The sequence below is a fragment of the Pseudomonas sp. QE6 genome (assembly GCF_041379005.1).
Lineage (GTDB): Bacteria > Pseudomonadota > Gammaproteobacteria > Pseudomonadales > Pseudomonadaceae > Pseudomonas.
This window is the reverse complement of record NZ_CP166873.1, coordinates 4,996,042-5,021,692: the sequence shown is the minus strand read 5'-3', so window position 1 is coordinate 5,021,692 and position 25,651 is coordinate 4,996,042. Positions and strand designations below refer to the sequence as shown.

Below are 25,651 nucleotides of genomic sequence, written 5' to 3'. Positions count from 1 at the left end.
TGCACCCTGCGGCTGTGGGTGGCACTGCTGTGCGTCGGTAAAGCCGCAAATGAACAGGGCGCCCGCAGGCGCCCCCGGGCGATCGCCGGATGCATCAGCCGGTCTTGCCGCCCAGCTCCTCCGGGGCGAAGTCGTCCACGTCGATCACTGCACGGCGCGCGCGCTCGGCTTCGTGCAAGGCCTCTGCCTCGTTACCGTCGAGCACGCCGGCATCGTGCGCGGCGTCGATGGGCGACTGGCCGGCGGCGGGGGCGACCTGGCCGTCGCGCAGCGCCTGGCGCAGTCTTTCCTGCAATGGCGCCGTCTCGGCGAGGCGCTCGTAGGCTACGCCGAGCTTGCCGATCGGGTCCTGCGGGTCGCTGGGCAGGAAGGCGCCGGCAAGTATCGCCTGCAAGGCCGGGTCCTCCAGCGGGCGGTCGAGGATGGCGGCGATCTCGGCGTCCAGCGCGTCACCCGGGCCCCGATGGCGGCGGCCCAGCGGCAGCACCAGCAGTCGCAGCAGGCAGGCGAAGGCGCGGTTGGGGAAGTTGTCGATCAGCCCGGCCAGCGCCGCCTCGGCCTTGCACAGGTTTTCCTCCAGCGCCCAGCGCAGCAGCGGTTGCAGGTACTCCGGGTTGTCCAGGTCGTGGTAGCGCTTGAGCGCCGCCGAGCCCAGGTAGAGATGGCTGAGCGCATCGCCCAGGCGCGCCGAAAGGCGCTCGCGGCGCTTCAGTTCGCCGCCGAGCAGCATCATGCTGACGTCGGCGAGCAGCGCGAAGGCGGCGGCCAGGCGGTTGAGCGCGCGGTAGTACGGGCGGCTGACGCGGTCCCCCGGCACCTGGTCGAAGCTGCCCAGGCCGAGACCCAATAGCAGGCTGCTGGCGGCGTTGCTGACGGCGAAGCCGATGTGGCTCAGCAGCAGCTGGTCGAACTCGCGTTCGGCCTGGTCATGGTCATCGCGCCGCGCCAGTTCCATTTCCTTCAGGACGTACGGATGGCAGCGGATAGCGCCCTGGCCGAAGATCATCAGGTTGCGCGAGAGGATGTTGGCGCCTTCGACGGTGATGAAGATCGGCGCGGATTGCCAGGCACGCCCCAGGTAGTTGTTCGGGCCCATGATGATGCCCTTGCCGCCGTGGATGTCCATGGCATGGCCGATGCACTCGCGGCCGCGTTCGGTGAGGTGGTACTTGAGGATGGCCGAGAGCACCGAGGGCTTCTCGCCCAGGTCCACCGCGCTGGCGGTGAGGATGCGCGCGCTGTCCATCATCCAGGCGTTGCCGCCGATGCGCGCCAGGGCCTCCTGGATGCCTTCGAAGGCCGCCAGCGGCACGTTGAACTGCTCGCGGATGCGCGCGTAGCGGCCGCTGACGTAGCTGCCGGTCTTGGCCACGCTGGTGCCCACCGCCGGCAGGGAGATCGAGCGGCCCACCGACAGGCAGTTCATCAGCATCATCCAGCCTTTGCCGATCATCTCCTGGCCGCCGATGATGGCGTCCAGCGGCACGAACACGTCCTGGCCGGAGTTGGGACCGTTCATGAAGGCCGCGCCCAGCGGCACGTGGCGGCGGCCGATCTGCACGCCGGGGGTGTCGGTGGGGATCAGCGCCAGGGTGATGCCCAGGTCTTCCTCTTCGCCCAGCAGGTGCTCCGGGTCATGGCACTTGAAGGCCAGGCCGAGGAGGGTGGCCACCGGGCCGAGGGTGATGTAGCGCTTCTCCCAGGTCAGGCGCAGGCCGAGGACCTCCTCGCCGTTCCACTGGCCCTTGCAGACGATACCGATGTCGGTCATGCCACCGGCATCTGAGCCGGCCTGCGGGCTGGTGAGGGCGAAGCAGGGGATTTCTTCACCGGTCGCCAGGCGCGGCAGGTAGCGCTGGCGTTGGGCGTCGGTGCCGTAGTGCAGCAGCAACTCGGCCGGGCCCAGGGAGTTGGGCACCATCACGGTGGAGGCCAGGTCGCCGCTGCGGCTCGCGAGCTTCATCACCACCTGCGAGTGGGCGAAGGCGGAGAAGCCCTTGCCGCCGTATTCCTTCGGAATGATCAGGCCGAAGAAGCCCTGGGCCTTGATGAAGGCCCAGGCTTCGGGCGGCAGGTCCATGCGCTGGCCGATGTCGTGGTCGCTGACCATGGCGCACAGTTGCTCGGTGGGGCCGTCGACGAAGGCCTGTTCTTCCTCGGTCAATTGCGCCTTGGGGTAGCCGAGCAGGGTGTTCCAGTCCGGGCGGCCGCTGAACAGTTGGCCGTCCCACCAGACGGTGCCGGCTTCGATGGCTTCGCGCTCGGTGTCCGACATTGGCGGCAGGGTCTTCTTGAACCAGGCGAACAGTCGCGAGGTGAACAGGCCGCGACGCAGGTCGGCGGCGAGGATGGTCATCGCCACCACCGCCCAGAGCAGCCAGAACAGCACCATCCAGCCATGGGCCCGGCTGAACAGGCTCATCAGCACGAGGTAGACGGCGACCAGGCCGAGGGCCTTGAGCGGCGAGGTGCGGCGGTGCGCGAGCCAGGCGACGCCGAGAATCAGGACGAGCAACCAGATGAGCAGCATGGGGATTCCTCCATGACAGTCCGCCGCGACGGCTACCGGCCGCGACGGGCTTGGTGACGAATGGTGCGCGGGCAGGGCGGCGGGCGTTTGCCGCAATGCCCCGCAAGCTTAGACCGCCGAACATGACCATTGGCCGCATGGCCGGACAGCTTGGCCGGATCGCCGTGCCTGCCGGGCGCGCCGGCTGGTTAGACTGGCGGCGCCATCAACGACAGGGATCGCGGAGACAGCGCCATGCAGCAATACCTGAAGCCCAGCCGCTTCGTGGATAGTGACCACCCCGCAGTGGTCGAGTTCGCGGAAAATCACCGGGGCCCGGGCGGCACCCCGCTGGAGCAGGCGGTAGCGCTCTACTACGCGGTACGCGATCGGATCCGCTACAACCCCTACGTGTTCAGCCTCGACCCGCAGAGCCTGTGCGGCAGCCACGCGCTGCAGGCCGGGCAGTCCTACTGCGTGCCCAAGGCCACCCTGCTGGCGGCCTGCGCCCGGCATTGCGGGATTCCCGCGCGGATTGGCCTCGCCGACGTGAAGAATCACCTGGCCACCCCGCGCCTTCTGGAGTTGCTGCGCAGCGAGGTGTTCGCCATGCACGGCTACACCGAACTCTTCCTCGAAGGCCGCTGGGTCAAGGCCACACCGGCCTTCGATATCGGCCTGTGCGAGGCGTTCGGCGTGTTGCCGCTGGAGTTCGATGGACGCACGGACAGCGTGTTCCACCCGTTCAACCGCGAGGGCGAGCGGCACATGGAATACCTGCACGACCACGGCCAGTTCGCCGACGTGCCCGAGGAGTTTTTCTTCGGCTACCTGCAGCAGTGCTACCCGCACCTGTTCGCCGGCAACGAGACCCCGCTGGCCGGCGATATGCGCAGTGAGGCGGCGCAACATGAAAGCAATCGATAGTCACCATCAGTGCATGCGACTTTTTTCCTGGCGCCGTTGCCGGTAGGGTGCCGTCATCCGAAGTCGCGCCCGGCGGGCGCGACGCCATCGCATGACGACAACAAGAGAGGCGCAGCATGCTCAAGATCTGGGGCCGGAAGAATTCCTCCAACGTGCGCAAGGCGCTCTGGTGCGCGGAAGAGGCGGGGCTGGCCTACGAGCGGATCGACGCCGGCGGCGCCTTCGGCGTGGTCAACGAGGCGCCGTACCTTGCGCTGAACCCCAACGGCGTGGTGCCGACCCTGGACGACGACGGCTTCATCCTCTGGGAGTCCAACAGCATCGCCCGCTACCTGGCCGCGCGCTACGCCCCGGCGCTCTACCCGCAGGACCTGCAGCAGCGCGCCAGCGCGGAGAAGTGGATGGACTGGACCACCTCGACCTTCGCCGGCCCCTTCCGCACGCTGTTCTGGGGCACCCTGCGCACCCCGCCGGAGCAACGCGATCCCGCTGCCATCCAGGCCGCCCTCGACACCTGCGCGCGTTTACTGGAGATCCCCGAGCAGGTGCTGGCCAAGCAGCCGTATCTCTCCGGTGAACAATTGGGCATCGGTGACATTCCGCTGGGCAGCTTCATCTATGCTTGGTTCGAAATGCCCATCGAGCGCCCGTCGCAGCCGCATCTGGAGGCCTGGTACGCACGCCTGAAGGCGCGCCCGGCCTACCGTGACGCCGTGATGACCGAGCTCACCTGAGGCTTTGCCGCGTGTCGCGGAGGTTGCAATCCTCGCGGCGGACCATTATCAAGCAGGCCTTTTTCCAAAGACCTGCACATTCCAAAGACCTGCAACGGGAATCCCCATGAGTTCCGCGCTGTCCATCCGTCAACTGACGAAGACTTACGGTAACGGCTTCCAGGCCCTCAAGGGCATCGACCTGGACGTTGCCGAAGGCGATTTCTTCGCCCTGCTGGGCCCCAACGGTGCCGGCAAATCCACCACCATCGGCATCCTCTCCACCCTGGTGAACAAGACCAGCGGCACGGTCAACGTGTTCGGCCACGACCTGGACAAGGACCCGTACGGCTTGAAGCGCTGCCTGGGCGTGGTGCCCCAGGAGTTCAATTTCAACCAGTTCGAGAAGGTGTTCGACATCGTCGTCACCCAGGCCGGCTACTACGGCATCCCCATGAGCGTGGCCAAGGGGCGCGCCGAGAAGTACCTGACCCAGCTGGGCCTGTGGGACAAGCGCAATTCCGCCTCCCGCGAGCTCTCCGGCGGCATGAAGCGCCGCCTGATGATCGCCCGCGCGCTGGTGCACGAGCCGCGCCTGTTGATCCTCGACGAACCCACCGCCGGCGTGGACATCGAACTGCGTCGCTCGATGTGGAACTTCCTCACCGAGCTCAACGGCGAAGGCATCAGCATCATCCTCACCACGCACTACCTGGAAGAGGCCGAGCAGCTGTGCCGCAACATCGCGATCATCGACCACGGCACCATCGTGGAGAACACCAGCATGCGCAAGCTGCTGAACAAGCTGCACGTGGAGACCTTCTACCTCGACCTGAAGGCGACCCTGGCCGAGGCGCCGAGGCTCGACGGCTACCCCGTGCGCCTGGTGGATGACCACACCCTGGAGGTGCAGGTGGACAAGTCCATGGGCATCAACGGCCTGTTCGCCCAGCTCAACGCCCAGGGCCTGGAAGTGCTGAGCCTGCGCAACAAGAGCAATCGCCTGGAGGAGCTGTTCGTGTCGCTGGTGGAGAAGAACCTGTCGAAGGTGGCCGTATGAGCAGCGAATTGCGCGCCAACTGGGTCGCCCTCAACACCATCGTCTACCGCGAGGTTCGCCGCTTCCTGCGCATCTGGCCGCAGACCCTGCTGCCGCCGGCGATCACCATGGTTCTGTACTTCGTCATCTTCGGCAACCTGATCGGCCGGCAGATCGGCGACATGGGCGGCTTCACCTACATGCAGTACATCGTGCCGGGGCTGATCATGATGTCGGTGATCACCAACTCCTACGGCAACGTGGTGTCGAGCTTCTTCGGCAGCAAGTTCCAGCGCAACATCGAGGAGCTGCTGGTGTCGCCGGTATCGCCGCACACCATCCTCCTGGGCTTCGTCGCCGGCGGCGTGCTGCGTGGGCTGGCGGTGGGGCTGATCGTCACCCTGCTGTCGCTGTTCTTCACCAGCCTGCAGATCCACCACATCGGCATCACCGTGCTGGTGGTGCTGCTGACGGCGACCATCTTCTCCATGGGCGGCTTCGTCAACGCGGTGTTCGCGCGCAACTTCGACGACATCTCGATCATCCCGACCTTCGTGCTGACCCCGCTGACCTACCTGGGCGGGGTGTTCTACTCGATCACCCTGCTGCCGCCGTTCTGGCAGACGGTGTCGCTGGCCAACCCGATCCTGCACATGGTCAACGCCTTCCGCTACGGCATCCTCGGCGTATCGGACATTCGCATCGGTGTGGCTGTGGTGTTCATGCTGGTGGCGACGGTGGTGCTGTACTTCTTCTGCGTGCGCCTGCTGGTGAGTGGGCGGGGGATGCGGCAGTGAGTGCCGTGTTGCGCTGATGGAAAAGGCCCCGGTTGGGGCCTTTTTCTTTTCCAGAGCGCTAAGCCTGACTACTTCGCGGGCAGGGTTCTTGTAGGAGCGAGCTTGCTCGCGAACCGCCCAACGCCAGAGCTGCCGGTGAACCTGTTCGCGAGCAAGCTCGCTCCTACAGGGAGTGGCTTTTCGGAAACTCGATAACGAACCGCGTCCACCCATCGGCCGACTCACATCGAATCTCCCCACCGTGGGCCCGCACGATCGACCGGCAGATCGCCAAACCCAGCCCGGCGTGCTCGCCCTGGCCCTCGCGGCGGGCCGGGTCGGCGCGATAGAAACGATCGAACAGGCGCGCCAGACGCTCCGCGGGAATCTCTCGGCCGGGGTTCTCCACGCTCAGGCGCCCCGGCTCCAGCCGCACGCGCACAATGCCGCCCTCGGCGGTGAAGCGCAGCGCGTTGTCCAGCAGGTTGGCCAGCACGCGGCGCAGCAGGGCACGGTCGCCTTGCACCCGCAGCTCGCCGCCGCGTTCCAGGCGAATCGCCTTTTCCTCCGCCAGCGGCCCGTAGAACTCCAGCAACTCGTCGACTTCAGCGGCCAGTTCCAGCGGCTGACTGTTCGGGGTGAGCAGACCGTGGTCGGCCTTGGCCAGGAACAGCATGTCGTTGACCATGGCGGTCAGCCGCTCCAGCTCCTCCAGGTTGCCGTGCAGCGCCTCGCGGTAATCCTCCAGGCCGCGCGAGCGCGACAGCACCACCTGGGTCTGGGTCAGTAGCCCGGTGAGCGGGGTACGCAGTTCATGGGCGATATCGGCGGAAAACGCCGACAAGCGCTGGAAGGCCTCTTCCAGGCGGGCCAGCATGGCATTCAGTTCCGCCGCCAGGCCGCGCAGCTCCTGCGGCATCTGGCTGGCATCGAGGCGCGTGGTCAGGGAGTGCGCCGAGACCTTCGCCGCCACCTCGCTCATGCGCCGCAATGGACGCAGGCTGCTGCGCGCCGCCCAGGCGCCGAGCAGCGCGGTGGCCAGCGCCGAGAGGCTCATGGTCAGCCAGATCAGCTGCTGCATGCGCTGCAGGAAGTGCTGGTGGTGGGTGATGTCCAGCACCAGGGTCAGTTGCGGGCCGTTCGGCAACTGGGCGTCCAGCGGCGCCTGCAGCTCGCGGAAGGCCGGCGGGCCGCCGGGCATGACCATCGCCGGCATCTGCTCGAACCAGGCCTGGCCGTCGGCGCCGGCAAGGCGCAGGCCCAGGTCGGGGTGGCGTTCCAGCTCCTGGCGCAGTTGGGCGACGTGCGGCTGCAACTGAGCGGGGCTGGCGACGTCGCCGAGCGTGTCGCGGAAGATCGCCAGCTTGGCCGACATCACCTGCAGGTCCAGTTCGACGAAATGCGCCTCGCTGGCGCGGCTGAAGACGATGCCGGCTAGCAGCGAGACGGCGGCGGTGCAGGCGGCGAACAGCAGGCTCAGGCGTACGCCCAGGGAGAGGCGGGCGCTCAGCATGGGTCGCGCTCTTCCAGCACGTAGCCCATGCCGCGCACGGTGTGGATCAGGCGCTGCGGGAAATCGTCGTCGACCTTGGCGCGCAGGCGGCGGATGGCAACTTCGATGACATTGGTGTCGCTGTCGAAGTTCATGTCCCATACCTGGGAGGCGATCAGTGACTTGGGCAGCACTTCGCCGCTGCGGCGCAGCAGCAGTTCCAGCAGGGCGAACTCCTTGGCGGTCAGGTCGATGCGCCTGCCGGCGCGCTGCACCCGGCGGCGCAGCAGGTCCAGCTCCAGGTCGGCCAGTTGCAGGGTGGTTTCCTGCAACTGCTGGCCACCCCGCCGCAGCAGGGTGCGCACCCGCGCGAGCAGCTCGACGAAGGCGAAGGGTTTCACCAGGTAGTCGTCGGCGCCTTGCTCCAGGCCGCGCACGCGGTCTTCCACGGCATCGCGGGCGGTGAGGAACAGCACCGGTACCGCGCTGCCGGTCTGGCGCACGGCCTGGAGGATCTGCCAGCCGTCGCGGCCGGGCAGCATGACATCGAGGATCAGCAGGTCGTGTTCGCCGGAGAGCGCCAGTTGCAGGCCGTCGTCGCCGTCCTGGCAGAGGTCCACGGCGAAGCCGGCTTCGCTCAGGCCCTGTTGCAGGTATTGGCCGATGCGGGGTTCGTCTTCGACGATCAGGAGTTTCATCTCGGGGGTATCCATTCACGCGCCGGTGGCGCAGCTGTCGATAGGGTAATCACTGGGTCAGCGCACTGACAGCCCGGCCCGTGCAGACTGCGAGCAGATTCACCGCCGGCTTTGATCGCCGAATCCGGTTCATCGTGAGGTCCCTTGCCCGCCACCCGGCGGGCTTTTTTCGTCGTCTTTATAAACCCGCCAGGCGGGAAGGGTGCGAAGCTGACAGAACTGTAATCTTCCCGACAGCCAGGCGGCAGGCGCGGAAGGCGAGGATGCATCAAACCCAATCGAGGAGTTGCGATATGTCCCTGCGTCACCTGTTCTGCGCGTCCGCCCTGGCCATCGCCGCGAGCTTCAGCCTGCCGGCCCTGGCCGATGCCGCACGCGGCTTCGACTTCGGCAAACCGGCCAAGGCCGCGCAGGCCACCCGCACCGTGGAAATCAAGCTGGGGGACATGTACTTCGAGCCGGAGAGCGTCGAGGTCAAGGCGGGCGAAACCGTGCGCTTCGTCATCCACAACGCCGGCAGCCTGCTGCACGAGTTCAACCTGGGCAGTGCGGCGATGCACGCCGCCCACCAGAAGGAAATGCAGCAGATGATGGATTCCGGAATGCTCACGCCCACTGGCATGCAGCACGACATGAGCAAGATGGACCACAGCAAGATGAGCCATGGCGACATGCCAATGGGCCAGACGATGAAGCACGACGATCCCAACACCGTGCTGGTTGAGCCGGGCAAGACCGCCGAACTCACCTGGACCTTCAGTAAGGCCACCAACCTGGAGTTCGCCTGCAACATTCCGGGCCACTACCAGGCCGGCATGGTCGGCAAGCTGACCGTCAAGCCCTGAGCCGGGAGAGCCGCGATGATCCGCGCAAGGAGTCTGGCGCTCGGGGCGCTGCTGCTGGCACCGCTGGCGGTGCAGGCGGGCGTGTACGAGCTGACCATAGGCGAGGGCAAGCTGGAGCTTTCCGACGGGGCGCGCAAGGCGCTCACGGTGAACGGGCAGACGCCCGCGCCGGAGCTGCGCTTCAAGGAGGGCGAGGACGTCGAACTGCGTGTCACCAACACCCTCGACCGCGATACCTCGCTGCACTGGCACGGGCTGATCCTGCCCTATACCCAGGACGGCGTGCCGGGCATCAGTTTCCCGGGGATCAAGCCGGGTCAGACCTTCACCTACCGTTTCACGGTGAAACAGTCGGGCACTTACTGGTACCACGCCCACAGCGACTTCCAGGAAATCGAGGGACTCTACGGCCCGCTGGTGATCGAGCCCAAGGCACGCGAGCCGTACCGCTATGACCGCGAGTACACCCTGCTGCTGGCCGACTGGCACGACACCAAGCCGGAAACCGTGTTCGCCAACCTGAAGAAGCAGAGCGACTACTACAACCGCAACCAGCGCACCCTCGGCGATTTCATTGCCGACTCCCGCGCCAATGGCTTCATGGCGACCCTGCGCGACCGCCTGGACTGGGGCGGCATGCGCATGACCCCGACGGACATCGCCGACATCGCCGGCTTCCGCTTCCTGGTCAACGGCCAGGACCCCGAGCAGAACTGGAGCGGGCTGTTCAAGCCGGGCGAGCGGGTGCGCCTGCGTATCATCAACGGCTCGGGCATGAGCTACTTCGACCTGCGCATTCCCGGCCTGAAGATGACCGTGGTGCAGGCCGACGGCAACGACGTGCAGCCGGTGACGGTGGACGAGCTGCGCATCGCGGTGGCCGAGACCTACGACGTGATCGTGCAGCCCCAGGAGGACCGCGCCTACACCTTCTTCGCCGAGGCCATGGACCGCAGCGGCTACGCCCGCGCCACCCTGGCGCCGCGCGCCGGGATGCAGGCCGAGGTGCCGGCGCTGCGCAAGCGCCCGCTGCTGACCATGGCGGACATGGGCATGAACCATGAAGGCATGGATCACAGCGGCATGGCGATGCCGGGGCAGGGCGGGGCGATGGATCACTCGCAGATGGCCGGGATGGACCATTCGAAGATGGCAGGTATGGATCACGCGGCCATGGCCGCGCCGAAGTCCGACTACGCCCCTGGCAGCGGCCTGGCCCCGCAACCGGCCGAGCCGGGCAACCGCCTGCTGGTCTACGCGGACCTGAAAGCCATGCGCCCGTTCGCCGACTACCGCGCGCCGGACCGCACCATCGAGTTCCGCCTGACCGGCAACATGGAGCGCTACTTCTGGTCCATCGACGGCAAGAAATACTCCGAGGCCGAGCCGATCCGCCTGACCTACGGCGAGCGCGTGCGCATCCGTTTCGTCAACGACACCATGATGACCCACCCCATGCACCTGCACGGCATGTGGATGCAGCTGGACAAGGGCAACGGCCGCTTCAATCCGCTCAAGCACGTGGTCAGCGTGGCGCCGGGCAGCACCCTGGACGTCGACGTACCCGCCGATGCCCTGGGCGAATGGGCCTTCCACTGCCACCTCATCTACCACATGGCCGCCGGCATGATGCGCAAGGTCATAGTCGAGCCGGCCCCCGCCAGCGCCAGTCTCTGAGGAACCGCCATGAAACGCATAGCAACGGTGGCCTGCGCGGCGACCCTGGGCCTGGCCTTGCCCGTCGAAAGCGCCGAGATGGACGACATGCCCATGGGCTCGCTGCTGATCCAGCGCCTGGAAAGCCGCTTCCACGGCAATGACCAGGCCCTGGGCTGGGAGGCCCAGGGGTGGTACGGCACCGATTACCAGAAGCTGCGCCTGAAGCTGGAGGGGGAGCGTGATGCCGGCGGCCCGACCACCGACAACGAAACGCAGCTGCTTTACCAGCGCATGGTCGCCGACTTCTGGGACTGGCAGGCGGGCGTGCGTCATGACGACCAGCCGGGGCCGTCGCGCACCTACGCGGTACTCGGCATCCAGGGCCTGGCGCCGCAGTGGTTCGAGGTGGACGCCAACCTGTTCCTCAGCGAGCGCGGCGATCCGTCGTTGCGCCTGGAGACCGAGTACGAACTGCTGCTGACCCAGCGGCTGATCCTGGAACCCTCGCTGGAGTACAACCTGGCGCTGGCCGATGACCGTGATATCGGTGTGGGCGCCGGCGGCAGCGAACTGGAGGCCGGATTGCGCCTGCGCTACGAGGTGCGCCGGGAGTTCGCGCCGTATTTCGGCTACGTCTGGAACAAGACCTATGGCCGCAGCGGCGACATCGCCCGCGCCGAAGGGGAGGTCGACGAGGAGGGCTACTGGGTCGCGGGCGTGCGGATGTGGTTCTGATTGGCTCTACGTAGGATGGCGTGGAGCGAAGCGATACCCATCGATTCGGCGTGCTGGCAGCATGGGTATCGCTCCGCTCCACCCATCCTACAAAGACGCATGCTGGATACGTCGAGGCGCCCGGCTCGTCCGCCAGCAGCTGAAAGGGCCGGCGAATTTGTATACACTCGCCGCCTCGCGCCACCACCCGCATCGCCGATCCAGCAGGTTCCCCCATGCAGCACCCCGCCGAACACTCGCCCCTGGGCAAATCCAGCGAATACGTCTCCACCTACGCGCCGGAACTGCTGTTCCCGATTTCCCGGACCACCAAGTGGGCCGAGCTGGGCCTGACCGCCGAAACCCTGCCGTACCAGGGCGTGGACATCTGGAACTGCTACGAGTTGTCCTGGCTGACCGCGTCGGGCAAGCCGGTGGTGGCTATCGGCGAGTTCGCCATTCCCGCGCAGTCACCGAACATCATCGAGTCCAAGTCCTTCAAGCTCTACCTCAATTCACTGAACCAGACCGGCTTCGACAATGCCGAAGCCGTGCGCGCGGTGATGGAGCGCGACCTGTCCGCCGCCGCCGGCGCGCCGGTGGGCGTGCGTGTGCGCAGCCTGGACGAGGTGGCGGGCGAGGGCGTGGCGACGCTCGACGGCACCTGCATCGACGACCTGGACCTGGCGGTGGACAGCTACGACCATCCGCGCCCGGAGCTGCTGCGCTGCGACGACACCCGCCGTGTCGACGAGGTGCTCTACAGCCACCTGCTGAAATCCAACTGCCCGGTCACCGGCCAGCCGGACTGGGGCACTCTGGTGGTCGAGTACAGCGGCCCGGCACTGGATGCCGCGAGCCTGCTGGCCTACGTGGTGTCCTTCCGTCAGCATCAGGACTTCCACGAGCAGTGCGTGGAACGCATCTACCTCGATCTGCAGCGCCTGCTGCAGCCGGCCCACCTGACCGTCTACGCACGTTATGTGCGCCGCGGCGGGCTGGACATCAATCCCTACCGCAGCAGCGCCGCCGTGCAGCCGGACAACCGCCGGCTGGTTCGCCAGTAAAGGTCAGCGGTTCAGTCATACGCGGATACGAAAAACCCGGCCTTGGCCGGGTTTTTCACATCTGGGTCTGGGAGATGGGCTCAGATACCCATGTTCGCCAGGCTCTGCATGATGGAGCGCAGCGCGCCGGCCAGGGTCGGGTGGCTTGCCTCGAAGCGCTCCACGGCCAGGTTGATGCTGTCGGTCAGGGTCTCATCGGCCAGCGCCTCTTCGTTGGCCAGCTGCATCTCGATGTCCTTGATCAGTGCCCGTAACGCGGCGCGGTCATCTTCGGTCAGCGGTGGCTGGCGCTCCAGTTGCTCGCGCAGGGCCTGGAGTTCTTGCTGGAGGCGTTGTGTCGGCATGGTGGTGTCCTTCTGCGGTGCGTACCCATGATGGACCTTGCCGGGTGGCGGAAGGTCCATCGCCATGCCTTTGAGCTTAACTCGCCGCGCGCGCCCCTGCCTGATACCGATCAACCTGCAGCAGGCGTTCGAGCAGGGGGAAGAAGTGTTCCAGCTCCGGGGTGCGCATGGACGGGTCCTTGCCCAGGTCGTCCAGGCGGCGCAGGGTGATGGCGTCCTGCGCATAGGGCGCGCTGATGAAGGCGGTTGCGGCGCGCTCGTGGAAGGCTCCACCCTGTAGCGCCAGGCTCTGCCGCGAGGCCCAGGACAGACTGGTATGGTAGGTCGGGTCCACTGCGCACAGGTAGCGCTTGGCGGCGACGTGCAGGCGCACCGGCTGCCAGACCGACTCGGGCAACAGCTTGCGCAGCAGGTTGGCGCCGAACTCTTCGTGGCGCAGGTCGCGGGTTTCCTGCACGGCCGGGTCTTCGTAGAGATGGCCGATGTCATGGAGCAGGGCGGCGATCACCAGGCTGTCGGCGCAGCCGGCGCGTTCGGCCAGGGTCGCGCATTGCAGGGCGTGCTCGGCCTGGCTGATGGCCTCGCCGTAGGGCTCCGCGCCATGGCTGGCGAAGCGTTCGGCCAGTTCATCGATGAAGCGGTGGCGAGCGTGCTTCAGGGTTTCTCTCCTTTCAGGCGGCGGCCGGCGATGTCCTGCAGGCAGGAATCCAGCTCACCCAGGTGATCGATGACCGAATGCACGCCGAGGCGGTACAGGCCGAGGGTCGCCTGGGCGCGCAGGCGATCGCGCTCCAGGTTCGCCAGGGCGTCCCAGTCGCCTGGCGCCTGGCCGCACAGTGGGCCGCTGGCGGCCAGGCCGATGGTCCACAGCCCGGCATTCAGGCCCGCCTGCAACAGCCGTGGCTGGCCGCTGACCAGTACGCAGCCGTCCAGGCGCGGGCTGTCCAGGCGCATCAGCGCCTGCCAGCAGGCATCCGGCGCGGGCCACTGGCGGCCGCCGACGTCCAGTCCGGCGACCCGTTGCCCGTCCAGCGCCGCGGCCAGGTGCAGCGTGGTGGCGGTTGGCAGTTCGTCGAGCCAGGCGCAGGGCACGCCGTGCTTGTGCAGCGCCTGCAGGGCATCCAGGGCGCCCGGGCTGGCTTCGGCGTGGGCCTGGGCGGCTTCGTCCAGGACGGACTGGAAGCGGCTGCGCTCCTGCGCATCGGCGCTGCGGCCCAGCGCGTGGTTGAGGGCGTCCTGAGGTGGCAGGGCGAGGGCGTCGGCCAGGCGTTCCGGCGGACAGTCGGGACAGGTGCGCTGCAGGGCGACCGGCAACGTCCTTGCGCCGAAGTCCACCAGATCGCCGGACAGTCCGAACAACAGGGAGGTGAAGCGCGAAAGCTCGGCAGTAGCAGGCATGGTGGGGGTTTCTGATAATTGGTCTAGGCCAGGCTACCGGGCCAATGTGACGGTCCGATGAAGTGGCCGCCGCTGTCGTTATAATCGCCGCGCATTTTCTGGAGACAGCCGCATGCCGGTCGAACCTGTTCCGCATTACCTGCGCATCCGCGACCAGTTGGCCCGGGATGTCGCCGAATCGAGCCTGGGCCCGCGCCTGCCCCCCGAGCGCGAGCTGGCCGAGCGTTTCGGTTGCACCCGTGTGACCCTGCGCGAGGCGCTGCAACAGCTGGAAACAGAAGGTGTGCTGTACCGCGAGAACCGCCGTGGCTGGTTCGTTTCACCGCCGCGGATTCGCTATAACCCGACGCGCGCCACGGGGTTCATGGATTACGTCCAGGCCCAGGGGCGCACGCCGCGTACCGAGGTGCTGGCGGCCGAGCGCTGTTCCGCCGGCCCGGCGCTGGCCCGGCGCATGGGGTTGGCGGATGACGCCGAGGTGTTCCGGGTCCGCCGTCGCCGCTGGGTCGATGAGCGCCCGGTGATGCTGGAGGAGATCACGCTCGACGCCAGCTGGTGTCCCGGCCTGCTCGACGAGACGCTGGACCGGTCGCTGACCCAGGTATTGCGCGAGCGCATGGGGCTGACGCTGTCGCGCTGCGAACTGGCGATGCATCCCACGGCGCTGCTCGAGCCCCAGGCCGTGCCGCTGCAGCTCACGCCCGGCTCGCCAGGCCTGTACGTGGAGCGCTGCAGCTATGTCGAGGATGGGCGTCTGGTGGAGTGGGACCAGGAGTTCTGGCGCTCCGATGCGCTGGAAATTGTCATCGATGCACGCTTTCCGGATTGAAGTGGCACTATGCTTTGCTCTGAAAGATGGCAGATTGCTCGTCGGGGGCCCCCGTTTCGAACTCCCGCGAGGTGCTTCCTGTTCATCAAAACACTCGCAGACCTATATAATCCGCCCGCATAGCGGGCTCGCTCAGGTCGGCCCGGAATGTCATTCACTGGAGAATTACCGATGCGCCCACTAGGCGTCCAAAGGACGAAACGCTGCCTCAGCCTGCTCGCCGCTACCTGCCTGGCGACGATTCCCTTCCTGGCCCAGGCCGAGAGCGAGGATGATCCGTGGGAGAGCATCAACCGCCCGATCTTCACCTTCAATGACACGCTGGACACCTATGCGCTCAAGCCGCTGGCACAGGGTTACCAGTACGTCACCCCGAACTTCGTCCAGGACGGCGTGCACAACTTCTTCAGCAACATCGGCGACGTGAAGAACCTGGTCAACGACCTGCTGCAGCTGAAGGTGCGCGATGCCGGCGTCGACACCAGCCGCCTGCTGTTCAACACCACCTTCGGCCTCGCCGGCTTCTTCGACGTCGCCACCCACATGGGCCTGCGCCGCAATGACGAAGACTTCGGCCAGACCCTCGGCCATTACGGCGTGGGCAGCGGCCCCTACGTGATGCTGCCGCTGCTCGGCCCGAGCACCCTGCGCGATGCGCCGTCGCTGATTCCGGATGCCTACACCGGCCCCTATCCGTACATCGACAATGTGCCGGTGCGCAACACCATGCGCGGCGTGGACATCGTCGACACCCGTGCCGACCTGCTGAAGTCCGAGAAGCTGATCAGCGGCGACAAGTACAACTTCATCCGCAACGCCTACCTGCAGAACCGCGAGTTCAAGGTCAAGGACGGCCAGGTCGAAGACGACTTCTGATCCGGCCCTTCCGCCCGGCAGGCACAGGCCCCCGCGTCCGGCAGACCCGGTCGCGGGCGGCGCCTGCTTGAACCCTCGGGCGGATGGGAGTAGTGTCTGCGCCTTGTCGCACCCGACCCGCGCCGTTGTTCCCTTGAATGAGCGCCATCACCACTACCTCCGGCGCCGTTTGCCTGGATGACCCATGCACAAACCCAGTGCCTCGCTGCTGATCATCGATGACGACGACGTCGTTCGAGAAAGCCTCGCCGCCTACCTGGAAGACAGCGGATTCACCGTCCTGCAGGCCACCAATGGCCAGCAGGGCCTGCAAGTATTCGAGCATGAGCTGCCCGACCTTGTGATCTGCGACCTGCGCATGCCGCAGATGGACGGCCTGGAGCTGATCCGTCGCGTCAGCGAGACGGCGGTGGAAACCCCGGTCATCGTGCTTTCCGGCGCCGGCGTCATGAGCGATGCGGTCGAGGCCCTGCGCCTGGGCGCCGCCGACTACCTGATCAAGCCGCTGGAAGATCTCGCCGTCCTGGAGCATTCGGTTCGCCGCGCCCTGGACCGTGCCTACCTGCGTTCGGAAAACCGCCGCTACCGCGAGAAGCTCGAAGCCGCCAACCGCGAGCTGCAGGCCAGCCTGAACCTGCTCCAGGAAGACCAGAACGCCGGTCGCCAGGTGCAGATGAACATGCTGCCGGAAACCCCGTGGGAGTCCGACGGCCTGGCGTTTACCCACCAGATCATCCCGTCGCTGTACCTGTCGGGCGATTTCGTCGACTACTTCCGTGTCGACTCCCGCCGCATCGGCTTCTACCTGGCCGACGTATCCGGTCACGGCGCTTCCTCGGCGTTCGTCACCGTGCTGCTGAAGTTCATGACCACGCGCCTGCTCTACGAGTCGCGGCGCAACGGCATGCTGCCGGAGTTCAAGCCGTCCGATGTGCTCGCCCACATCAACCGCGGTCTGATCAACTGCAAACTGGGCAAGCACGTGACCATGCTCGGCGGCGTGATCGACCTGGAAACCGATCGCCTGACCTACAGCATCGGCGGCCACTTGCCGCTGCCGGTACTCTATGTCGACGGCGAAGCCCGTTACCTGGAAGGCCGTGGCCTGCCGGTGGGGCTGTTCGACGAAGCGACTTACGAGGATCATGTAATGGATCTTCCCAAGTCCTTCAGCCTTTCGTTGTTCTCCGACGGCATTCTCGATGTGCTGCCGGGAGCTACCCTGAAGGAAAAGGAGACGGCCCTGCCAGAGCAGGTCGTCGCCGCCGGCGGAACGCTGGATGGCCTGCGCCAGGTCTTCGGACTGGCCAAGTTGTCCGAGATGCCGGATGATATTGCCTTGCTGGTGTTGAGCAGGAACCTTGCATGAGTACCGGTAAAATCCAGTTCGCCGAGCAGGATGGCTCATTTGTCCTGAAGTTCGTGGGCGAAGTCCGACTGACCCTGTGTTCGGCGCTGGATGCCACCATTGAAAAAATCTTCGCTGCGCTGAATTTCTCGGCGATCATCATCGATCTCACGGAAACCCAGAGCATCGACAGTACCACGCTGGGCCTGTTGGCCAAGCTGTCGATCCTGTCGCGGCAGAAGGTCGGGTTGTTGCCTACGCTGGTGACCACCAATCCGGACATCACCCGTCTGTTGCAGTCGATGGGCTTCGATCAGGTGTTCAACATCGTCGATCGTCCGATTCCGTGCACGGATTGCCTCACCGATCTGCCGCCGCAGGACCAGTCCGAGGACGTGGTGCGCAGCAAGGTACTGGAAGCCCACCGCATCCTGATGGGGCTCAACGAGTCCAATCGCGAGGCTTTCCACGACCTGGTGAGCGCCCTCGAGCGTCACTGATTCCGGCCCTTGAATGAAAACCGGCGCCCTGGGCGCCGGTTTGCGTTTGCCTGTGCCTAGGGTTTACAGGCCGGAGAGCAGCGCTTCGAGTTTTTCCTGGTCGCGGGCGAACAGGCGGATGCCTTCGGCCAGCTTCTCGGTGCCCATGGCGTCCTCGTTCATCTGCCAGCGGAAGGTGCTTTCATCCAGGACCTGGCGCGCTTCGCCGCCGCCGGGCTGCAGCGCCCGCGGCAGCTCGCCCTGGGCGTCGGCCAACTGCTGCAGCAGGTCCGGGCTGATGGTCAGGCGGTCGCAGCCGGCGAGCTGTTCGATCTGGCCGAGGTTGCGGAAGCTGGCGCCCATCACCACGGTCTCGTAGCCGTTGGCCTTGTAGTAGCGGTAGATGCGCGAGACCGACTGCACGCCGGGGTCCTCGGCGCCGACGTAGTCGCGGCCGTTGGCCTTCTTGTACCAGTCGTAGATGCGGCCGACGAAGGGCGAGATCAGGAACACTCCGGCATCGGCGCAGGCGGCGGCCTGGGCGAAGGAGAACAGCAGGGTCAGGTTGGTCTGGATGCCTTCGCGCTCCAGCTGTTCGGCGGCACGGATGCCTTCCCAGGTGGAGGCGATCTTGATCAGCACGCGGTCGCGGCCCACGCCATGCTCGTCGTACAGGTCGATCAGGCGGCGGGCGCGTTGCAGGGTAGCTTCGGTATCGAAGGACAGTCGGGCGTCCACTTCGGTGGAAATGCGCCCCGGAATCACGCCGAGAATGTCCTTGCCCACGGCAACGGCGAAACGATCGCAGGCCAGGCCGGCGTCACCACGGGCGCCTTCGGTGGCGCGGGCCAGATGCTCGGCATAGCGGGGCAGGGCGGCGGCTTTCAGCAGCAGCGAGGGATTGGTGGTGGCATCCACCGGCTTCAGGCGGGCAATGGCATCGAAATCGCCGGTATCAGCGACGACCGTGGTGTATTGCTTGAGTTGTTCGAGCTTGGAGGTCATGGCGAGTTTTCCGTGGAGGATGCATCGACCTTACCCGAGGCCGATGCGCCGCTCAACGGGACTCAGTGACCGGCGAGAAGTTCGCCCGCCTGGTCGAGTAATGCCAGCGGATCGGCGGCCTTGTGCACGTCCACCGAAAGCAGCTGGCGGAAGCGCCGCGCCCCCGGGAAACCCTGCGCCAGGCCAAGGATGTGGCGGGTCACGTGGTGCATCGCGCCGCCCTCGGCGATATGCCGCTCGATGTACGGGCGCAGGCGCGCGAGTGCTTCGGCGCGGCTGATCGCGGGCACGTCCGAGCCGTACAGCGCAGCGTCCACCTGGGCCAGCAGATAGGGGTTGTGGTAGGCCTCGCGGCCGAGCATGACGCCGTCGAACACCTGCAGGTGCTCGCGGCATTCTTCCAGGGTCTTGATGCCGCCGTTGAGGATGATTTCCAGGTCCGGGAAATCACGTTTGACCTGCGCGGCGATGTCGTAGCGCAGCGGCGGAATCTCGCGGTTCTCCTTGGGCGACAGGCCTTCGAGAATGGCGATGCGCGCGTGCACGGTGAAGCTGCGGCAGCCGGCGTCGCGCACCTGGCCGACGAAGTCGCACAGTTCTTCATAGCTGTCACGGCCATTGATGCCGATGCGGTGCTTGACCGTCACCGGAATCGACACGGCGTCGCGCATGGCCTTCACGCAATCGGCCACCAGTGCCGGATGCCCCATCAGGCAGGCGCCGATCATGTTGTTCTGCACGCGGTCGCTGGGGCAGCCGACGTTCAGGTTGACTTCGTCGTAGCCGGCCTCCTCGGCCAGCTTCGCCGCCGCTGCCAGGTCCGCCGGATTGCTCCCTCCCAGTTGCAGCGCCAGCGGGTGCTCGCACTCGTCATGGCGCAGGAAGCGCGCGGCGTCGCCATGCAGCAGCGCGCCGGTGGTGACCATCTCCGTGTAGAGCAGGGCGTGGCTGGACAGCTGGCGCAGGAAGAAGCGACAGTGACGGTCAGTCCAGTCCATCATGGGCGCGACGCTGAAGCGGCGCGAGGGCTCGGGACGGGCGGGGGCGGTCATCGTGGCAGTGGTCATCGGTACGTCGGATCGGGAGTCGCTGGGGACGCGAAATTTCTCGCGCCGGCGGAAAGGGCGGAGATTTTACCGGTCTTGCCGGCCCAGCGCACGGAAACCGGCAGGCGGTCGATGTGCGTGCATCCCGTGCTACTAAGGGACGATAGCCGCAGGCCGGCGTAGACGGCCTAATGGCCCTGACAAGAATAATCAGGGTTTTCCGCCGGTTCCCATGAGTCCCGGCCGAGCGCCCGCCAGAAGAGAGCTGCCGCCATGGATACCGCGCGTCCGCGTATCGTCCTCATCCTTTCCCTGCAAACCTGTGGCCTGGTGCTGTTGTTCATCGCGCAAGCGCTGGGCGGCTGGCCGCTGTCGCTGTGCCTGTTGCTGGCCGCAGCGCTGCTCTGGGGGCCGTGGTTCATCCGGCGGGGCGCCGCACCGGCCAGCGCGCTGGCGGTGCTGCCGGATGTCGCCGAGCTGACCCGCGAGCTGTCGCGGGGAACCAGCCGCAATGCACTGTCCGCCGCCGGCGTGTCCTATTCGGTGCAGCGTCTGGTGGAGAAGCTCGAATCCCAGCTGGTGGCCGCCGAGCAGATCGTCGGCAGCGCCGAAGTCATGATCCACACCGAACGCGCGACCTCCAACCTGGCCCGCCAGGCGATGGACGCCGCTACCCGTGCGCGGGCCGGCAGCGATCTGGGCCGCGGCGAATTGCAGGCGGCCATCGACTGCATGCACCAGCTCAGCGAGCGCGCCAATGCCAGCCGGGCGTTGATCGAGACGCTGAATGCACGCAGCGAGGAGATTGCACGGGTCACCCAGGTGATCCAGTCCATCGCCAGCCAGACCAACCTGCTGGCGCTCAATGCGGCCATCGAGGCGGCGCGGGCCGGCGAGCACGGGCGCGGCTTCGCGGTGGTGGCGGAGGAGGTACGCGGGCTGGCCGGGCGCACCGCCGAGGCGACCGATGAGGTCGGGCAGATGGTCGAAGACATCCAGCGCCAGACCAGCGAAGTGGTGGAACAGATCCGCCAGTTGGCCGACGACCTGGTCCAGGGTGTCGGCCAGGTGGAAGGCACCGGACGGCAGTTGCAGGACATCGCCGGTCTGGCCGCCACCGTGGAAACCCAGATCACGGAGATCGCCGAGGGTGCGGAGATCAACCGCAGTCAGCTGGACAGCCTGTTCGCCGCCGTCGAGCAGGTGCGCGGCGACCTGCGCGTGAGCGACGAGCAGACCCATCGCCTGGCGGAAGCCGCGCTGCAACTGGAAACCCAGGCCGAGACGGTCAGCGAGCGCCTGGCCGAGGTTGCCCTGGACGATTACCACCAGCGCGCCTATGACCTGGCCCGTGAGGGAGCGCAGTCCATCGCCACGCGTTTCGAGTCCGATCTCGCTGCCGGTCGCATCAGCCTCGGCGACCTGTTCGACCGCGATTACCAGCCGGTGCCGGGCACCCATCCGCAGAAGTACCGCACGCGCTTCGACCGCTATACCGACGAGGTCCTGCCGCGCATCCAGGAAAACCTGCTAGAGCGCCACGAGGGGCTGGTGTTCGCGATTGCCTGCACCGCCGAAGGCTACGTGCCGACCCACAACCAGGCGTTCAGTCATCCGCCCACCGGGGATGTCCAGGTCGACATGCTCAAGAGCCGCAGCAAGCGCCTGTTCAATGATCGCACCGGCCTGCGCTGCGGCAGCCACAGCCAGCCGATGTTGCTGCAGACCTATTGCCGTGATACCGGGGAGCTGATGCATGACCTGTCGGTGCCGATCGTGGTGGGCGGCCGGCAGTGGGGTGGGTTGCGCCTGGGTTATCGCCCGGAGGCCTGAGCGGCCTGCCACGATCTGCTGCGCATTAAGGCGGGTGCGCTCCGCGGGGCCGTCTGTGGCTGATGGCGGGGCTGGTGCCGGGCTCGGTTTCGACCGAACGGTCGAAATAGAGTCCCCGGGGCCTGCTTACCGTGTAGGAGCGAGCTTGCTCGCGAACTGTGCTTCCCCATGACTCCGATGTTCAGGCGGTTCGCGAGCTCGCCCCTAGAAGACAGAGAGGTTCCTGCGCAGACGAAAAAAAGCCGCGCAGGAGTGGGGCGCGGCTTTGAAGTGGGCGCTCGGGAAGCGCCCGTGAAAGGGACTCAGTGATGCCCGCAGAGGGCATCGCGGCCATGTTCGCCGAGGATGTTGAACAGAATGTTCAGCACCACCGCCCAGATCGAGGTCATGGCGATACCGCTGTGGGTGATCGGCTCCATCCACTGGGGCAGGGCGGCGAAGAAGTCCGGACGCACCACCGGCACCATGCCCATGCCGATGCTCACCGCCACCAGCAACTGGTTGCGGCGGTCGACGATGTCCGCCTCGTGGAGGATGCGGATGCCGCTGGCGGCGACCATGCCGAACATGGCGATGCCGGCGCCGCCCAGTACCGCCGGCGGAATCGAGGCGACCAGGAAGGCGGCCTTGGGCAGCAGGCTCAGGATGATCAGGAAGACCGCGGCGGCGGCGGTGACGTAGCGACTGCGCACGCCGGTCATCTGCACCAGGCCGATGTTCTGGGCGAACGAGGAGTGGGTGAAGGTGTTCATGAATCCGGCGAAGAACGATGCGCTGGCGTCGCACAGCAGGCCGCGGCGCAGGCGGTTGGGGCAGATCTCGGTTTCGGTGACCTTGCCCAGGGCGAGGAACATGCCGGTGGACTCGACGAAGATGATCACCACCACCAGGCACATGGACAGCACCGGAGCCAGGTGGAATTCCGGCACCCCGAAGTGCAGCGGGGTGACCACGTCGAACCAGGGGCGCTGTTCGATGCCGTCCAGGCTGACCATGCCCATGCTGGCGCCGATGATGTAGCCCAGCAGCATGCCGATCAGCACCGAGACGTTGACCCAGAAGCCGCGCAGGAAGCGGTTGATCAGCAGGATCACCGCCAGCACGAAGGAGGACAGGGCGAGGTATTCGAGCGCGCCGAAGTTGGCCGCGCCTTCCCCACCGCCGGCCCAGTTGATCGCCACCGGGAACAGGCACATGCCGATGGATGTGATCACGGTGCCGGTCACCAGCGGCGGAAAGAAGCGCACGATGCGGCTCATGAACGGCGCGATGAGCATGCCGAAGAAGCCGCCGGCGATGGTCGCGCCGAAGATGCCGTTCAGGCCCACGCCGGGCATCCCGGCCATGGCCACCATGCTGCCGACGGCGGCGAAGCTGGCGCCCATCATCACCGGCATGCGGATGCCCACCGGACCGATGCCCAGCGACTGCACCAGCGTGGCGATGCCGGCGACCAGCAGGTCGGCATTGATCAGGAAGGCGACTTCCTCGCGGGAGAGACCGGCGGCCTGGCCGACGATCAGGGGGACGGCGACGGCGCCGCCATACATCAGGAGAACGTGCTGGAACCCGACCAGCAGCAGCTGCAGCAAGGGCAAACGCTGGTCGACAGGCGAGCCGGTATGGGAGCGCTCAGATACCACGGACATGCAACACCTCGGTTTTTATTGTTGTCAGTCGCTGGTTGTCGGACGGGCACGACAACAGGGAAGTACTGGCCGATCTCACCCCCGGGGCCGAGCGGGTGAAGCGGTGCGGGACTTTATACTTGCGATGTGTATTAGGTTCAATCGATTTTTGTATACAACTCGTCGGTCACGTTCCGTCTTGGCGGTGTCGGAAGGCTCTAGGCCGCGTGTGTACTGGCTTGCGGGAAAATGTAGCCATACGTCGAATCGACTACATTTTTCCTTCGGAAATGCCGTAGGGCGTACAGCTGTCTGCGGTTGTACGCCGATTCGCCTGGGTTCCCTGTCGGTGCCTGGTCTGAGCCTGGCAGTGCCCTGAAAGCAAGGCCGAACGGCGGTCGAACGTTATACGCCACACGCCCTTGCGGGCTCCGGGCGTTTCGCAGGCATAAAAAAACCGCACCCGAAGGTGCGGTTTTTCTGGCCGTGCCGCAGGCTCAATTAACCTGGGCACCCTTGGCGATCCAGTCGCCAACGAGCTTGCGCTCTTCCGGAGTCATCTGGGTGATGTTGCCCAGCGGCATGACCTGCGAGGCTACGGCCTGCGCCTGGATGCGCGGGGCGAGCTGCTGGATCTGCTGCGGAGTGTCGAACATCACGCCAGCCGGCGCGGTGCTGAACATGTTGCTGGTCGGCTTGGCCGAGTGACAGACAGCGCAGCGTTCCTGGATCACGTGGTGGACCTTGTCGAAGTTCGCGTCACCGCCCGTCGAGGCTTGCGCAGCAGCCGGAGCCTGGGCGGGTGCCTGCTCGGCGGTGGCGGGTTTCGCGGCTTCTTCCTTGGCGCGCTCGGTTGCGGTCTTGCCACCGATGGCGGTTTCCGGCAGCGGCTGGTACTCCACCTTCGCGGCCTGGGCGCTGGTGGCGCTGTCGCTGCTGGGGAAGTTCGGGCCGGTGACGAAGGCCAGGGCGATCATGCCGACGGCGCCGGCGGGCAGGGCCCAGGCCATGCCGTTGCCTTCGTGGCGGGTGTTGAAGTAGTGACGCACGATCACCGCCAGGCCCGCGATGCACGCCAGGATCAGCCAGTTGTAGTGGCTGCCGTAGGTGCTCGGGAAGTGGTTGCTGATCATGATGAACAGCACCGGCAGGGTGAAGTAGTTGTTGTGGCGCGAACGCAGCAGACCCTTGGCCGGCAGCACCGGATCGGGCTCGCGGTTTTCCTCGATGGCCTTAACCAGCGCACGCTGGGCCGGCATGATCACGCGGAACACGTTGCCCACCATGATGGTGCCGATGATGGCGCCCACGTGCAGGTAGGCGCCGCGGCCGCTGAACACCTGGCTGAGCAGGTAGGCGGCGAGGACGATCAGAGCGAACAGGATGGCGCCGAGCAGGGCAGGGGTCTTGCCCAGCGGGGAGTCGCACAGGGTGCTGTAGATGAACCAGCCTGCGATCAGCGAGCCGATGCCGATGGCGATGGCGGCGGCCGGGGCCAGGTCACTGCCCGGAGCGATCAGGTACAGGGTCGGGTTCAGGTAGAACACGATGGTCAGCAGGCAGACGCCCGACAGCCAGGTGGAGTAGGCCTCCCATTTGAACCAGTGCAGGTTGTCCGGCATTTTCGGCGGTGCGAGCTTGTACTTCTCCAGGTGGTAGATACCGCCACCGTGGATCGCCCAGAGATCACCGGAGAGCCCTTCACGCGGGTTGGCGCGATTGAGGTTGTTCTCCAGCCAGACGAAATAGAACGAGGCACCGATCCAGGCGATGCCGACGATCATGTGTACCCAGCGAACCAGCAGGTTCGCCCATTCGATGAGATGTGCTTCCACTGTCTTTACCTCTTGCCCAGGTGCCGCCGTCGCGGCAATCGGGCCTCTCTTATTAGTTTAGTTGGGGGTCGAGGAGGAGCTGTTCGTCCTCGGTGAAGAAATGCTCGTCGCAGTTGTTGCCAGAACCGCTGCGATCGACCACCAGGAAGTCATCCCGCTTTTCGATCGTCAGCACCGGGTGGTGCCAGACGCCGCGGTGGTAATTGACGCCCTGCTTGCCGTTGGACAGGAAAGCGCGGACGAGGCCCGATACAGGTACATCGCCAAGTGGCGCGACCACGATCAGAAATGGGTTGCCGAGCAGCGGAATGAACGCCTGGCTGCCCTGCGGATGGCGCTCCAGCATGCGGATGCGCAACGGCATCTCCAGGGATTCGGCGCTGAAGATGCTGATGATCGCCTTGTCATCGGGCTGCGCCGTTTCGACGGTGGCGAGCTTGTGATAACGGCGGGTGGAGCCGTTGTTGATCATGAAAAAGTCGCTGCCTTCGGTTTCGATGACATCACCGAACGGGGCGAAGGCTTCCTTGGTCAACGGCTCGATCTTCAGGGTACGCATGGCTGGTCTACTTATTCGTTGTTCGCATGGAC

Annotated in this window: 24 protein-coding genes; 13 read left to right on the top strand and 11 right to left on the bottom strand. The window is 66.1% G+C overall.

The genetic code is table 11. The annotated features are described in order from the left end of the window. Window positions 1-94: 94 nt before the first annotated feature. Window positions 95-2,530, bottom strand: coding sequence for an acyl-CoA dehydrogenase (locus ACAW63_RS22945; protein WP_371229171.1), 2,436 nt, complete (start codon window positions 2,528-2,530; stop codon window positions 95-97). Window positions 2,531-2,764: 234 nt separating this feature from the next. Between ACAW63_RS22945 and ACAW63_RS22940 the strand changes: the two genes are divergently transcribed. The 4 genes from ACAW63_RS22940 to ACAW63_RS22925 all read left to right on the top strand — a co-directional run bounded on the left by ACAW63_RS22940 (window position 2,765) and on the right by ACAW63_RS22925 (window position 5,985). Continuing rightward, window positions 2,765-3,436 (top strand): transglutaminase family protein, encoded by a 672-nt coding sequence (locus ACAW63_RS22940; RefSeq protein WP_371229168.1) that lies wholly within the window; start codon window positions 2,765-2,767, stop codon window positions 3,434-3,436. Window positions 3,437-3,552: 116 nt separating this feature from the next. Next, the gene (locus ACAW63_RS22935; RefSeq protein WP_371229165.1) at window positions 3,553-4,170 is read left to right on the top strand and encodes a glutathione S-transferase; all 618 of its coding nucleotides are present in this window, start codon (window positions 3,553-3,555) and stop codon (window positions 4,168-4,170) included. 106 nt (window positions 4,171-4,276) lie between these two features. Continuing rightward, a complete protein-coding gene (locus ACAW63_RS22930; protein WP_371229163.1) occupies window positions 4,277-5,209 on the top strand; it encodes an ABC transporter ATP-binding protein in 933 nt (310 codons plus the stop codon). Beyond that, entirely contained in the window at window positions 5,206-5,985 is a 780-nt protein-coding gene (locus tag ACAW63_RS22925; RefSeq protein ID WP_331318940.1) for an ABC transporter permease, read from the top strand. Before ACAW63_RS22930 ends, ACAW63_RS22925 begins: the two co-directional genes overlap by 4 nt. A gap of 163 nt (window positions 5,986-6,148) precedes the next feature. On the opposite strand, the gene ACAW63_RS22920 is transcribed toward ACAW63_RS22925, so the two are convergent. Next, window positions 6,149-7,477 carry a heavy metal sensor histidine kinase gene (locus ACAW63_RS22920; protein ID WP_371229161.1) on the bottom strand — a complete coding sequence of 443 codons (1,329 nt, stop codon included), beginning with the start codon at window positions 7,475-7,477 and terminating at the stop codon, window positions 6,149-6,151. After that, window positions 7,471-8,154 (bottom strand): heavy metal response regulator transcription factor, encoded by a 684-nt coding sequence (locus tag ACAW63_RS22915; protein ID WP_371229158.1) that lies wholly within the window; start codon window positions 8,152-8,154, stop codon window positions 7,471-7,473. Before ACAW63_RS22915 ends, ACAW63_RS22920 begins: the two co-directional genes overlap by 7 nt. Before the next feature lie 293 nt (window positions 8,155-8,447). Between ACAW63_RS22915 and ACAW63_RS22910 the strand changes: the two genes are divergently transcribed. The 4 genes from ACAW63_RS22910 to queF all read left to right on the top strand — a co-directional run bounded on the left by ACAW63_RS22910 (window position 8,448) and on the right by queF (window position 12,439). Then, window positions 8,448-8,999 (top strand): plastocyanin/azurin family copper-binding protein, encoded by a 552-nt coding sequence (locus ACAW63_RS22910; RefSeq protein WP_371229155.1) that lies wholly within the window; start codon window positions 8,448-8,450, stop codon window positions 8,997-8,999. Window positions 9,000-9,014: 15 nt separating this feature from the next. Beyond that, on the top strand, window positions 9,015-10,676 hold the full coding sequence (locus ACAW63_RS22905) for a copper resistance system multicopper oxidase (protein WP_371229152.1): 1,662 nt from the start codon (window positions 9,015-9,017) through the stop codon (window positions 10,674-10,676). Between the two features lie 9 nt (window positions 10,677-10,685). Next, on the top strand, window positions 10,686-11,393 hold the full coding sequence (locus ACAW63_RS22900; RefSeq protein WP_371229150.1) for a copper resistance protein B: 708 nt from the start codon (window positions 10,686-10,688) through the stop codon (window positions 11,391-11,393). 215 nt (window positions 11,394-11,608) lie between these two features. Next, window positions 11,609-12,439, top strand: a complete 831-nt coding sequence (queF, locus tag ACAW63_RS22895; protein ID WP_371229148.1) for an NADPH-dependent 7-cyano-7-deazaguanine reductase QueF — start codon at window positions 11,609-11,611, stop codon at window positions 12,437-12,439. Window positions 12,440-12,519: 80 nt separating this feature from the next. On the opposite strand, the gene ACAW63_RS22890 is transcribed toward queF, so the two are convergent. The 3 genes from ACAW63_RS22890 to ACAW63_RS22880 all read right to left on the bottom strand — a co-directional run bounded on the left by ACAW63_RS22890 (window position 12,520) and on the right by ACAW63_RS22880 (window position 14,181). Next, entirely contained in the window at window positions 12,520-12,783 is a 264-nt protein-coding gene (locus tag ACAW63_RS22890; RefSeq protein WP_275611135.1) for a DUF4404 family protein, read from the bottom strand. 76 nt (window positions 12,784-12,859) lie between these two features. After that, the gene (locus tag ACAW63_RS22885; protein ID WP_371234763.1) at window positions 12,860-13,441 is read right to left on the bottom strand and encodes a phosphonate degradation HD-domain oxygenase; all 582 of its coding nucleotides are present in this window, start codon (window positions 13,439-13,441) and stop codon (window positions 12,860-12,862) included. Next, window positions 13,438-14,181, bottom strand: a complete 744-nt coding sequence (locus ACAW63_RS22880; RefSeq protein WP_371229146.1) for an HAD family phosphatase — start codon at window positions 14,179-14,181, stop codon at window positions 13,438-13,440. Before ACAW63_RS22880 ends, ACAW63_RS22885 begins: the two co-directional genes overlap by 4 nt. 112 nt (window positions 14,182-14,293) lie before the next feature. On the opposite strand from ACAW63_RS22880, the gene ACAW63_RS22875 reads away from it, so the two are divergent. The 4 genes from ACAW63_RS22875 to rssC all read left to right on the top strand — a co-directional run bounded on the left by ACAW63_RS22875 (window position 14,294) and on the right by rssC (window position 17,734). Next, window positions 14,294-15,010 (top strand): UTRA domain-containing protein, encoded by a 717-nt coding sequence (locus ACAW63_RS22875; protein WP_371229144.1) that lies wholly within the window; start codon window positions 14,294-14,296, stop codon window positions 15,008-15,010. Window positions 15,011-15,181: 171 nt separating this feature from the next. Beyond that, window positions 15,182-15,886: a VacJ family lipoprotein gene (locus ACAW63_RS22870; RefSeq protein WP_275611139.1), complete on the top strand. Its 705-nt coding sequence runs from the start codon at window positions 15,182-15,184 to the stop codon at window positions 15,884-15,886. A gap of 184 nt (window positions 15,887-16,070) precedes the next feature. Next, complete coding sequence (gene rssB / locus ACAW63_RS22865; protein WP_371229142.1) at window positions 16,071-17,255, top strand: two-component system response regulator RssB; 1,185 nt, start codon at window positions 16,071-16,073, stop codon at window positions 17,253-17,255. After that, window positions 17,252-17,734, top strand: coding sequence for an anti-sigma factor antagonist RssC (gene rssC / locus ACAW63_RS22860; RefSeq protein WP_207886472.1), 483 nt, complete (start codon window positions 17,252-17,254; stop codon window positions 17,732-17,734). Before rssB ends, rssC begins: the two co-directional genes overlap by 4 nt. A 63-nt stretch (window positions 17,735-17,797) precedes the next feature. Here rssC and tal read toward each other — a convergent pair whose 3' ends face one another. Further along, on the bottom strand, window positions 17,798-18,718 hold the full coding sequence (gene tal, locus ACAW63_RS22855) for a transaldolase (RefSeq protein WP_371229140.1): 921 nt from the start codon (window positions 18,716-18,718) through the stop codon (window positions 17,798-17,800). A gap of 62 nt (window positions 18,719-18,780) precedes the next feature. Then, the gene (dusA, locus tag ACAW63_RS22850) at window positions 18,781-19,770 is read right to left on the bottom strand and encodes a tRNA dihydrouridine(20/20a) synthase DusA (protein ID WP_371234761.1); all 990 of its coding nucleotides are present in this window, start codon (window positions 19,768-19,770) and stop codon (window positions 18,781-18,783) included. A 267-nt stretch (window positions 19,771-20,037) separates the two neighbouring features. Between dusA and ACAW63_RS22845 the strand changes: the two genes are divergently transcribed. Further along, a complete protein-coding gene (locus tag ACAW63_RS22845) occupies window positions 20,038-21,597 on the top strand; it encodes a methyl-accepting chemotaxis protein (protein ID WP_371229137.1) in 1,560 nt (519 codons plus the stop codon). A 302-nt stretch (window positions 21,598-21,899) separates the two neighbouring features. Here the strand turns inward: ACAW63_RS22845 and ACAW63_RS22840 are convergent, their stop codons facing one another. From ACAW63_RS22840 to ACAW63_RS22830, 3 genes are all read right to left on the bottom strand, one after another. Next, window positions 21,900-23,246, bottom strand: coding sequence for a nucleobase:cation symporter-2 family protein (locus ACAW63_RS22840; protein WP_371229135.1), 1,347 nt, complete (start codon window positions 23,244-23,246; stop codon window positions 21,900-21,902). A gap of 476 nt (window positions 23,247-23,722) precedes the next feature. Then, window positions 23,723-25,060, bottom strand: a complete 1,338-nt coding sequence (locus ACAW63_RS22835; protein WP_371229132.1) for a urate hydroxylase PuuD — start codon at window positions 25,058-25,060, stop codon at window positions 23,723-23,725. A 52-nt stretch (window positions 25,061-25,112) separates the two neighbouring features. Next, window positions 25,113-25,619 carry an ureidoglycolate lyase gene (locus tag ACAW63_RS22830; RefSeq protein ID WP_275611146.1) on the bottom strand — a complete coding sequence of 169 codons (507 nt, stop codon included), beginning with the start codon at window positions 25,617-25,619 and terminating at the stop codon, window positions 25,113-25,115. Between the last annotated feature and the right edge of the window lie 32 nt (window positions 25,620-25,651).